Here is an 11,811-nt window from a genome sequence, read left to right on the forward strand (position 1 = left end):
GAGCAAATTCCCGCACCGGACTTAATCGGCAGTTAATCCTTCATATATTCCTTATCTAAAAGGAAAAACCATCTTCTCTGCATTTCCGACTTCATAGGCTACCGCTTCGTCATAACCAAGACCTTTGGATTTCGTAATCATCTCTTCCTGAAGCTTGTTGAATTCAGCATCGTTCTTGGCAAAGACCATTTTCCATGAATACTCCTTAATAATCTTTCCAATTCCGTCAATCTTCTGCTGCAGCTGGGCAGGGACGGTAACCGGGGTTTCCGTCGTAAAGAACGGCTTCGAGACTTCAATCATGTTGTTCTTTACAAAATAGTCTTTCGCTGTCATTACACCCGTAGCTTCGCGCCAGCTTTTGGTAACCGGGTCCGGATTATGATTCAGCGTTGAAGGCCACAGGTTGTAGTCATACGTTTCCCCTGTATCCGGGTTGATGTTCGTCAGCTTCAGGGTCGTATTATTAATTTGATTCGTACCGTCTTTGAATGTGCCGCCACCATATTCCGCTGGTACCGGCTCGGCATTCGCCGGCAGCGCCTTCCAGCCGTATTCGGTTACGAAAGGCTTGCCGCTGCCGTCGATATCCCAGGCCAAGCCTTTCGGGCCATAGTTCGCTTCCATTACGCCTTCCGGAGAGTACAGCCAGCTCAGGAATTCCATAATGCGCTCAGGGTCCTTGGCATCCGCCCCGATTGCCCATACCCGGTTGCCGCCGTACGGGCTCTGCCCGTAAGAGGTGACTTTCTCATCGGCAAAAGGCACCAGTGCAAAGCCCTTGCCCTCAGCTGTACGTTCAGGGGTATTGTAAACGTTATCAACCCAAGGGAAGTGTGAAAATAATACTTGCCCGTCTTTGATCTTGTTGGAGACATCCGAGAATTTCTGCGTTAAGGAATCCGGATCAAGCAGCCCCATTTGATTCGCATCGTAGTAGAACTTCAAACCTTGAAGATAATATCCGTCTTCATCAAGGACGCCCTGCCATTCATCTTTATTCTGATGCGTCAGAATCATCCCTGCCGGATTCAGGCCGTCGCCTTCATTATATCCGTGAAACTGGGCAATGACTTTGGCCAGTGTCATATAGCTGCCGTCCCAGTCGGACCAGAGCGAAATACCGTAAGTCGGACGGCCGTTTTCACTCTTTGGTTCGAGCTCCTGCATTTTTTTAAGCAGTGGCAGATAATCATTCAACGTCTTGATTTCCGGGCTTCCAAGCTGCTGGTACAAGTCCCAGCGGAGATTCGGTCCGTAATTCATCGTCGCGCCTTCGGAAGGACCTTCACCGGTTCCCACGTCAAATCCTACTCCGTATACCGCCGTGCCGCCGCCAAATTGCTTCTTGTTCGCTTCAATGGCTTCCGGGGCATTGGCCAGCAAGCCCTGACCATATTTGTTCAGCAGATCGTCCTTGGTAAAGTCCAGCAAGAGACCCGCTTTGATGGCATCCTGATAGTCTCTGCCGTTGGTGCCGAACACAACTAGATCGCCTAGATCGCCGGAGGCCATCATGGTCGCGATTTTTTGCTGTCCGCCAGCTAGATTGGAGGCGATGATGTTGAGCTTAATATTGAACTTGTCTTTCACAAGCTTGGCAAACCATCCAGGCTGCTCCCCGGCATAGTTAGCCAGCATCGAGAACACATCAATGGTGATCTCTTCTCTATCTGGGTTTTCGTTGTTACCGGAAGCGGCTGGAGCCTTTGTACCGCCGTCCGCCGAATTCCCTCCATTATTATTGCTGCAGGCTGAAGTAAATACGAGCATAGCGCACATTAGGATGAGCAGCGCAGAGCCATACCATCTTTTTTTCATATTTCCAAAATCCTCCCCTGTTCATACTCTTTGGCTGTCCTTCTTGCATAAAACAGACGTTCAGTAGAAGAACTTCACCTCCTTCAAGCAATTAACATCGGCCGTTTAGCCTTTGACTGCGCCAATCATAATGCCTTTGACAAAGAATCGCTGGAAGAACGGATACACGAGCAGGATCGGCAGCACAACGACCATGGACACGGTTGTGCGGATGGAGGTCGGCGTTGCCATATTGGCCAGATCCAGATCCATCGCGCCTGTAGATTGCTTCATTAGTTGGGCAATTGAAGTCGCTTCATTCATGTAGCGGTACAGAATGAACTGAAGCGTGAACATCTTCTGATCCGTGACCAGAAATAGGGTATCCGTGAAGCTGTTCCACTGGGTGACCGACGAGAAGATTGCAATGGTTGCCAGAATCGGCGTAATCAGTGGCAATATAATACTTGTGAAAACCTTGAAATAACCGGCCCCATCTATTTGTGCAGACTCCTGCAGGGCGAGCGGCGTAGACTCCACAAAGGTTTTGACGAGAATGATAAAGAACGGCTGGACGATGAACGGCAATACATAAGCGGCAAAATTATTGGTCAGCCCCAGATTCAGCATCGTTAAATACCACGGAATCAAACCGGCGTTAAAATACATCGTAATGACCAGATAGCGGTACCAGAATTTGCGTCCCCACATTTGCTTGGTGAACAAGTATCCCAGAAAGGCGGAGGCGGCAACCGTCAAAATGGTGCCAATCACCGTACGCCCGACCGACATAAGCGCTGCCTGTCCTAGACCGGGAATTTTAAAGACATCCATGTAGTTGGTAAAATGGAGGTCTTTCGGATAGAACATAATCAGTCCTCTGCTGCTGAGGTCATTATTGCTGATCGTATTAATGAACAGATAATAAAATGGAAATACACAAATGAGCGTGATGATCGCAAACACGGCATAGTTAATGAAATGGAACAACGTAAATTTCTCTTTGGCAGGCATGATGTCGCTTCTCTCCTTTTCTGTCTGTCAGATTAAAAGATGCTGTCACCGCGGATGATTTTGGACATGCTATTCGCTACGAACAGCAGGAACAGACTAACCAGTGATTTCAGCATGCTTACAGCTGTTGCGAAACCGAAGTTCGAGTTCGTCATGCCGATGTTGTATACATACAGGTCCAGAACCTCGATATGATTCGTATTCATCGCATTCTGGAACACATAGAACTGCTCCATCCCGTTATTAATGAAGTTACCGATCGAGAGCAGCAGCAGCACGAAGAATGTAGGCATAATGCCCGGTACAGTTACATGCCACATCAACCGGAAGCGTCCGGCACCATCGACTCTTGCTGCCTCATAGATCTCCTGATCAATGCCTGTAATAGCGGCAATATACATAATCGCGCCCCAGCCTAATCCTTTCCATACACTCCACAAGGTCATCGCCATCCAGGTATGATCATCGGAGGCGAGAATATTCAGCGGCCTAGAAATCCACCCCAAGTCCAGCAGCAGGTTATTCAGAAACCCGTTATCTACCGAGAACAGCATGAAGGCAAAGGAATAAACGAGTACCCAGCTGATGAAGTTCGGCAATGTTGTAAGCGTTTGTACAATTTTCTTGAATCTAGTGCTTCTGAGTTCAACTAGAAAGACTGCGAAGATGACCGGCAAAACGGAAGTCGCAATATTTAAAGAGCTGATGGCGAAGGTGTTGCGCAGCACTCTCAGAACTTCCTGACGCTGAATTTCATTGGATATCATTGATGTGAACCAGTCAAAGCCCATGAATTCGGAAGCAGAGAGCGGAATGCCGGGCCGGTAGTCATAGAAGGCATAGATCCATCCGTAAAGCGGCAGGTACGAGAATAAAAAAGCCAGAACCAGAAATGGCAATGCCATCAGAAATAAATAGTACTTGTCTTTGCTTTGAAACCGTTTGGGGGATTTTGCATCCACCATGGTTTTACTTGCCGTATTGATGTCCATAGTTCTCCTCCACTGTTTAATTCAATTTATATACTATTAAGTAAAATATTAACATTAAAAACGTGTGCGAAGCCGCGTCCGGGCCCCAATACCAAGCAGTCTCGGGTCCAGCATTATTTTATTCCTACTATTCAAAACAATTTATGGCGCCGGAAGCTGCTCCAGCGCCACGCTGGGAACATTCATGCTGAGCTTATCGGTTCAATTCATTTACTTCCCGAGTAATCTGTTCCCCGCCTTGCTTGATCCACTCCTCAGTAAACTGGTCAAAGGCATCCAGCGGAGCTGCGCCGAGAATAATCTTCAGAAAGGTCTCCTCTTCAAGCCGCTGAAGCTTTGGCCACCTGCTTTCCATGGTTTTGGTTTGGGCATAGGTGGCACTGAATATTCCATTAATCTCGTTGTCTACCAGCGGCGAACCGCCCACCATCAAGGAGTAGCCGCGTATCCACATCGCCCTGTTTTTATCAGGAGCCCAATACTTGATATCGTATTTGTCATAAGGTCCCAATTTGACTGGGCCAATATTCCGGATATCCGATAGCAGCATTTTGTATTCGGGCTTATCCAAGAAATCCTCAGCGGTGCTGGTTCCCGCCAACACCTGCCGGAGCGCCTTCACTTCATATTCGGTCTCATCGGTCGGCGCATAAGTTAATCGTAAAGGATATTCTGTGGGGCCCCTTTCGGTTGTGAAGGTTCCCTGGCTTTCCCCAAGAACCAGATTGTTAAGAATTAACATTGCGGCTTCCGGATGCTCATATCCTTTACGGACCACGACAAATTGACTTGTGGATGTACTCATGTGAGGACGATATTCGCCATTCCGGTTCAGCGGGAGCGCATAGGCCTGCCAATTGGCCTCGGGATTGCTCCTGACTGCATCGTCTATAGGTCCGTAAGGTGCCCACCACGGCGCAAAGAACATCCCCGTCTTTCCGCTCACAATGGATTCACCCGGATCTTCTCGCACCCCCATTTCAGGATCAATGAGTCCTGCCAAATACATTTCTCTTAATTTCCCCAAAGCTTCCTTGGTTCCCGGCTGGACTGAGCCATATACCACCTTGCCGCTATCCTCCAGCCAATAGCCCGGATAGGCATCATAGGCGGCAAAGATTCCGTCAAAGCCATATAAATTGTTGGTTGAATGAAGAAAATTCGCATACAGCCTGCCCGTCAAGCTTGGTCCAGCCAATCCTATCGTATCCCGCTCGTTGTTGCCGTCCGGATCCTGTTCCACAAAGGCTTGTGCAGCCGCTTCCAGCTCTTCCATCGTTTGGGGCGGCTCCATATGCAGCTTGTCCAGCCAATCCTTGCGGATCCATAAGAGATGGACTCCATCCGCACGCAGCTGTACATTGGGGAGTGCGAGAATTTTTCCGTTAAACGTTACGCTGTTAAGCGCTTCTCCATCTGTGCTGTCCACAATCCTCTTGATTACCGGAGAAGCATACGTATGATACACTTCGGTCAGATCCATGAGCTGATCGGCCTCAATCATTTCTTTTAACTCAACAGGACCTACAACCATCGCATCCGGCAAATCACCGCTGGCAATAGCCAGGCTTACTTTCTGGTTATAATTCGCCGGCGACGCTTTGAAAGAATAGTCGACGATAATATTCAAATTATTTTTGATATTTCGGGTATATTGATTATCGACAAGGGTTTCGCCCTCCAGCAGTGACTTAGTAGACTCGACGGTCGTACCAATTCTAATGGTAACGGGGCTCTCATATTTTCCGGATGAATCGGGAAGCAGCCTGGCATTTTGATCGGTGTCTGGATTGGAGCTCTTGGAGCTGCTGCACGCGCTTATAAACAGTATGATGACGATCAAAGCAATCATCCTATGTCTTCTGTTCATCTTACCTTCCCTTCCTTCAGTAAGATTGCCTTGTTACCTGAGTATACAGGATAGAAACCGCCTTCGTGGCAGAAAGCGGCTTTCAGTTTGGGTAGAGATATGGAGGAAGTTAGAGCCGCGTTAGTGGACATTTGTCCCCCTAAACATCGGACATTTGTGCCCCGGATTGGGCGGATTGCCGGTACTCACTGGGGAGCATGCCTGTTTTTTCATAAAACACCCGGCTGAAGTATTTCTGATCCGTATATCCGGTATGCTCGGAAATCCATTGCATGTTTTTTTGCGTATACTGCAGGTATTCCTTGGCCTTGTCCATCCGGATAGAACGTAAATACTCATTGAAGGTCATACCGACCATGTCCTTAAAGCACTGGCTGAAATAGCTGCGGCTCATATTCACTCTTTTGGCCATCTCGGAAGCAATGACCGGATCCGCTAATTCCTCATGCATGGCTTGCACCGCTTTCGCAATGCATTCCTTGACCTCCTCCGAATATTGGGGCTTGCCAATGGCAGCAGCCAGGGATGCTCTCGCTTTACGCAGACATTCCTCCACTTCAAACCATGCACCGAAGGTTTCCGGCAGCTCGATTTGCTGCTTGGTTACCGAGGCGTAGATCCGGTTCCATCCCAGCAATAATGCATGCAGGAACGCGGTCAGTCTTGCAGGCGGCAAAGCTGCCCTTTTCAAATTCTCCAGAAATTCGTCAAACTCGGATGCTTTGTGAACCCAGACCAAGGCGAGCCCCTGCTTCTTCAGATCAGCGAGCAAATTTTCATTATCTGGCGTGGGCAAAAATGATTTATCCTGGCTTGCGTCATCCAGTTTTTGACCGGGAACGGCATCATAGAAGCGGTTATTTGTTAGCTGCACCTCATCGGTTATGACCGGAGCAGCATTCTTCGTCTTCTCTTCCAGTATTCGTCCTCTGATTCTGCCCATTACCTCATCATAGCTGTCCGTTTCCAGTTCAACCTTTGCGATATAATCAATAGCCCCCAGTCTTAGGCAATCCTGAATATATTCAAAGTCCTGATGGAGCGTCAGCACAACTATAGAGATGTGGGGATATTGCTTCCGGACGGCCCGCATCAGCTCCATACCTGACATGACAGGCATTGCCAGATCAGTGAGCAATAAATCGACCTTCTGCGCAGCGAGAAATTCCAGAGCCTTTTCACCATTCTTCGCTTCTCCCACCACTTCCATACTGTATTCCTTCCAGGGAAGCATGGATCTCAATCCTTTGCGCACCAGGTTGTCGTCATCCACAATTAAGACTTTAATCATTCGGCAGAACCTCCATGCTCGGTAATTTCAGAAAGACGGTCGTTCCTTTGCCCAATTCACTTTGGATCTCAAGACTGGCCAGACCGCCATATTGGTTCTCAATCATTCGTTTGACATAGCTCATTCCAATCCCCATCCCGGCCTTCTGCTGTTCAACCTGCTTCTGATGGAGCAGCTTCGCGATCTCCTCTTCCGAAATGCCTGCGCCATTATCATAGACAGTTATTATAATTTGTCCTTCGTCCTTCCCCACCTCCACTTGAATATATCCCTCATCATGAAGACCGTGGTAAAGGGAATTCTCCAGAATCGGCTGTAAAATAAACCGTGGAATCGCAATATCGAGCACATCGTCATCCACATGGATCCGCACATCAAAGGCGAAATCATACCGGATCTGCTGGAGCGTTAAGTATTGCCTGATGGAGTCGATCTCTTCACGGATAGTGGAGACTTGTCCTCTTTTGCCCAGATTGTAATACAGCAGCTTATTGAGCGAGACCACCAGCCTGTCGATGTCCTTCTGTCCGTTCATCACGGCCAGCCAGTGGACCGTATCCAGCGTATTCATCAGAAAATGCGGGTTGATCTGGTACAGCAGCTTCTCCACCTCAAGGTCGGCTCTCCCTTTCTCTTTGACCTCCACCTCCTGGATCAGCTCAGAAATCTGGTTTTTCATATTTTGCAGCTGCTTGAGCAGAAAATCAAACTCTGGAATCTTGATACGCGGTACTTCGGCAAGAGCTGTGCTCCGCTGTGTGATGGATTTGATCTGATGATTGAACTGCTGCAGCGGAATGTATACCATCTTCCACAGGAACCAGGCAATCAGCAAGCTGACGGCAAGAAACAATAAGAACAAATAGATCATTTGGATGACCCAGCGATTTTTCTCCTTGTTATATTCGTCTTTGGGAATGAGCGATACTACGCTCCACCCCTGGTTGCTGGTGCTTTCAAACCAATAATACCCGTTCAGCAGACCGGACCCGTTATTGCCCCTGCTGTCATTAAAGTACTGGTTCATAGCAAAGTCAGCAGGCACATCGCTGTACGCAATCCTCTTGTCGTTATCCAAAATCAGATAATAGGAGGCACCCTCCAGTTTATTCTCAAAGATAGACGGGGTCATCTTAAAGCCTGACTCGACGTACACATACATATCATCAGGATCTCCGGGCAAATCCACCTTGCGGAGCGCTGAGATCACATATTCGTCATTATAGCGCTCATTGCTGATATGAGGCCCAAAATAAGAGATTCTAAAGTACTCAGCAAGCAGTGGCAAGCCATTTATTTCATAATCCTCTTTTACGATAGTACTGTTGAACATGTAGGTGCCTTTAGCTTGGGAATAATACATCATGAGGCCAATGGTCGGGTTGGTAAAAGAGATCAGATTAAGCTCCGTATTAATCTCTTCCGTCAGCACAGCTCTTTCAAATTGATTATCGGAGGAGAGGAGCGAATCTACTTTTTTGCCGATACTGCCCTGCAACGCAAGCTGCTGGGAGACGTGATTCAAGTTGCTGATGGTTTTTTCCAAAGAGAGTTCTGCCTGCTTCAGATTACTGCGCACACTGCTCTCCAAATTGCCCGACAGAATCGAAGACATCGTATGATAAGACAGCAGCGCGACACAAATAAAAGGAACCAGGGTGCCGCTTGCAAAAATAAACATGATCCTCTTCTTCATCGTCGCCTGCTGAATATAATTCACAATCAGCTTAAACATTCCTCCCACGGACATGCCCCCTTCTTGCCACATTTACCTCCACCTATTATCGCACCTATCATTCGACAAATTAAAGGGCCATACCTGCACGTTCTTATGAAGTGATGCTGAATTCTTATTAACATTAATTCAAAAAACAAAAAAGCTGCCCCTAAGATGACCATCCTCATTAAATAGCAAAGGAACCCCCTAACATAGAAGAGTTCCCTTGCTGGTTTTTATTATCCTCATATGGTCAAAACCCCTTTGTATAACAAGGTGTTGCGCGTAATGATATTGGCAACCGACAAAATTCGTCAGCTTCGTAGGGCTGCGGATAAGCAAATCATCTCCTTTTAACATGCTCTCAGTAAAAAAAAGAGCAGAAGCCGCCTGTTATGCTAGGCGACTCCTGCTACAAGAATATTGATTCCTTCATACAATAAGTTAATCTTCTGACACATCCACCCGTACAGGCCCAATTAGCCCGCTCGGTTCCTGCTGCGAGAAAGCCGACAAGTAGTCGCGCTGGTCCTTTACCAGCGTATTCGTAACTTCAATGACAAGCTTATTTTTTCCTTTTTTCAGCAGACCACCGATTTCGAACTGGTATGGTGGACATATACGCACGCCAGCTTGCTCTCCGTTTAACCACACTTCTGCCGTTTCATAGACTTCCCCAAGATTTAATAAAGCTTGATCCCTATGTTCCGTACATTCAAACTCCGTTTCATAACGAAAGGTGCCGGAAAATCGCGGTAAATAATCTGGCTTGCTCATGTTCGTTAAAATCGTCAGACTCCCCCATTGATTGAAAGAAGGATAATGCTCTGCAGCAGCGGTGGAAATCGTCCATTCGCCAGCTATATCCATTCCAGTTACGGATCGCTGCTCTGGAAGCAAGGTGAAGTCTCCAAGATCAGCTCCATGGAGAAGAACAATCGATTCATAGGGATGAAGCTCAAGCTGCACCGCTCCTGTCTCCCTGTTTGCCTTGCATTTGGTCAACCGATTCAGAAAGGCATCATAGGCATATATTTCGCCTTGGACAGGCAACGCAATTTCCGTAAAAATGCTTTGATGCGGATGCTCGTTAAAAAACATGAATACAGCCAAATTTTCATGAACATAATGATAATTCCGGAGATATGGCTCGTAACTTGCAGCTTTAATATCGTAATATCCATCAGCCATTAATTGTTGTGCTAGTTGGTCTAATGATACAAGCTTTACGTTCCGATGATGGGCAAGACTAGTTAGCTCGGCAGACACGTCACTGCCTTCGCTCGAACGTACAGGCCAGCCATCAACAAAGCGGACGGCAAGACCTTGATCGGCGAACTGGACCAAACCCCGGAGCATTGCCGCTGGCAGCGCCTCTGCATAAGGCACGATGAGGCAATGATAATCTTCTTGATTAATCAGCAGCTTGCTATCCTTTACACTCGCCGCCTCCATAAGAACATCAACGGGAACAACATCACAGTCGATCTGATTTTGCATCAATTGCTTGACGGGCTTATGAAAATACATCGCCTCCCCTGACCATTCGGCTTCAGCATGATAAACGACTGCTGTGGTTGCCACATGTCTTCCGCCTGAAATCAAGTGACTTATCCGATTCATATATTGATTCAGATGCTTATAATATCGGTATTGCGGATTTTTCCCATTTGCATACAGATGCGGCGGGCAATCGGGATCCGGAAACGTTTTTTGGCTGAATGCATGTGGAACAAAGTAATTGACGCCACGAACGAGCATATGGTCGGTGAGCCATTTCATCAGCTTTAGCCCTTCTGCCCATCCATAGGCTCCATACAATTCGCACATCGTCCGGCCCTTTTTTTTCGGATCGATATGCCCCAGCGACACACCTAGCTTTGCGAGGCCATAGTGGAAAAATTCACTGTCTGTCTCCCCTGCTGGCCAGCGAAAAGACATTTCATCGAAGCCCGGAACGATCTGCCACAGCACCACATCGAGACCCGACATATCTTGACCCCAAAGCGAGCGGAAGAAGTGACCTGCGCCGGAGCCAAGCCTTGCATGGACGTTATTATCTTCAAGCACATGTCCAATGTATTCTACCCCGTGGGCTCTGCACCACTCTCCGATCTGACTACAGAAGCTTTCCCCGTAAAGCTTGCTGACAATATTCATATAAGCATACCGAACAATGCTCGACTTTTCCCCCGCCTCATGCCAGAGGAGATGCAGGTGCTTACGGTAATCCTCACCCAACACTTGTTCAAGCAGGGCTGGCATTTCCTCGCTCCAAGGCAGTGACACTCCTTGTTTCCCCAGCTTCGAATTGAAATCAAAGGTCGCCTTATCGTTGTAGAACCCGGGTTCGTCCGAAAAAAAGCCAGCAAATGTCTTTCCAAAATCCGCGTGGTACCGATTATAAAAAGCCTCATAAACCGTATCGAGCAGAATGCGAACCGAATCCCGAACGAGCGGGTTTAAATAATCCTCCTGTGCCTTGCTGCCGCCATCTTTGTTTTCTGAAACAATGATTACCCGCCAATATCCTTCAGGAATATCCCAATATAGGATTCCGTCATGCACAAGCTCAGTTAGGTCGATGCAGTCACTGGTTAACGTTTCATGGGTTGATTCTCGACGAACAGCGACAACTGAAGTGAGCTTGTTTTTGCCGGTCGCGTATTGGCTCTGCGAAAAAGTAGGCCTAAGTCCGCTCATCAGTAATGTATCCAGCAACAGAGATGTGCCTTTGGCAGGACCGATCGTATCGATAAAACGTTCACCCAGGAACTTGCGATGAAGCTCCTCTGGAGCCTCCTTCACTTTGCCCGCCGCATGTCCGGTTGGAAAATGGTCGTCATCCAGCATCCATACCTTCATGCCGCGCTTTCGAGCTTCATCCATAATGATGTCCATGTCCGACCACCACTTCGGCCCAAGGAAATCAGGATGAGGCCGCGCCTCTACACAAACGGCACCGATTCCAGCCTCATGAATACGCGCCATCTCTTCGCGAATCGCTTGCTCCTCCTCGCCATGCTGCCAGAGAAAGGGAAGGATATAATTATGTTCTCGACCCTCAAGCACTTCCTTCAAAAGATTGCTCATCATAGCCTCCTGATTCAAATCCTTTATCTTTAGT

7 protein-coding genes are annotated in these 11,811 nt (G+C 47.8%); all 7 read right to left on the reverse strand.

The window, feature by feature from the left end:
* Positions 1-51: 51 nt before the first annotated feature.
* The 7 genes from WH37_RS22240 to WH37_RS22270 all read right to left on the reverse strand — a co-directional run bounded on the left by WH37_RS22240 (position 52) and on the right by WH37_RS22270 (position 11,777).
* Complete coding sequence (locus WH37_RS22240) at positions 52-1,821, reverse strand: extracellular solute-binding protein (RefSeq protein WP_046232842.1); 1,770 nt, start codon at positions 1,819-1,821, stop codon at positions 52-54.
* 105 nt (positions 1,822-1,926) lie between these two features.
* Entirely contained in the window at positions 1,927-2,814 is an 888-nt protein-coding gene (locus WH37_RS22245; RefSeq protein WP_046232843.1) for a carbohydrate ABC transporter permease, read from the reverse strand.
* A 32-nt stretch (positions 2,815-2,846) separates the two neighbouring features.
* Positions 2,847-3,806 carry an ABC transporter permease gene (locus tag WH37_RS22250; RefSeq protein WP_046232844.1) on the reverse strand — a complete coding sequence of 320 codons (960 nt, stop codon included), beginning with the start codon at positions 3,804-3,806 and terminating at the stop codon, positions 2,847-2,849.
* A gap of 193 nt (positions 3,807-3,999) precedes the next feature.
* The gene (locus WH37_RS22255) at positions 4,000-5,676 is read right to left on the reverse strand and encodes an extracellular solute-binding protein (RefSeq protein ID WP_046232845.1); all 1,677 of its coding nucleotides are present in this window, start codon (positions 5,674-5,676) and stop codon (positions 4,000-4,002) included.
* A gap of 139 nt (positions 5,677-5,815) precedes the next feature.
* Entirely contained in the window at positions 5,816-6,967 is a 1,152-nt protein-coding gene (locus WH37_RS22260; RefSeq protein WP_046232846.1) for a response regulator transcription factor, read from the reverse strand.
* Positions 6,960-8,702 (reverse strand): sensor histidine kinase, encoded by a 1,743-nt coding sequence (locus WH37_RS22265; protein WP_231594333.1) that lies wholly within the window; start codon positions 8,700-8,702, stop codon positions 6,960-6,962. The genes WH37_RS22260 and WH37_RS22265 overlap by 8 nt, the downstream gene beginning before the upstream one ends.
* 426 nt (positions 8,703-9,128) lie before the next feature.
* Positions 9,129-11,777 carry a glycosylhydrolase-like jelly roll fold domain-containing protein gene (locus WH37_RS22270; RefSeq protein WP_046232847.1) on the reverse strand — a complete coding sequence of 883 codons (2,649 nt, stop codon included), beginning with the start codon at positions 11,775-11,777 and terminating at the stop codon, positions 9,129-9,131.
* Positions 11,778-11,811: the final 34 nt, after the last annotated feature.

Source organism: Paenibacillus algorifonticola (genome assembly GCF_000971975.1).
Classification (GTDB): domain Bacteria; phylum Bacillota; class Bacilli; order Paenibacillales; family Paenibacillaceae; genus Pristimantibacillus; species Pristimantibacillus algorifonticola.

Coding starts and splice junctions, on each gene's coding strand:
- WH37_RS22240 (WP_046232842.1), bottom strand. CDS start 1,821: ATGAAAAAAAGATGGTATGGCTCTGCGCTGCTCATCCTAATGTGCGCT.
- WH37_RS22245 (WP_046232843.1), bottom strand. CDS start 2,814: ATGCCTGCCAAAGAGAAATTTACGTTGTTCCATTTCATTAACTATGCC.
- WH37_RS22250 (WP_046232844.1), bottom strand. CDS start 3,806: ATGGACATCAATACGGCAAGTAAAACCATGGTGGATGCAAAATCCCCC.
- WH37_RS22255 (WP_046232845.1), bottom strand. CDS start 5,676: ATGAACAGAAGACATAGGATGATTGCTTTGATCGTCATCATACTGTTT.
- WH37_RS22260 (WP_046232846.1), bottom strand. CDS start 6,967: ATGATTAAAGTCTTAATTGTGGATGACGACAACCTGGTGCGCAAAGGA.
- WH37_RS22265 (WP_231594333.1), bottom strand. CDS start 8,702: ATGTTTAAGCTGATTGTGAATTATATTCAGCAGGCGACGATGAAGAAG.
- WH37_RS22270 (WP_046232847.1), bottom strand. CDS start 11,777: ATGAGCAATCTTTTGAAGGAAGTGCTTGAGGGTCGAGAACATAATTAT.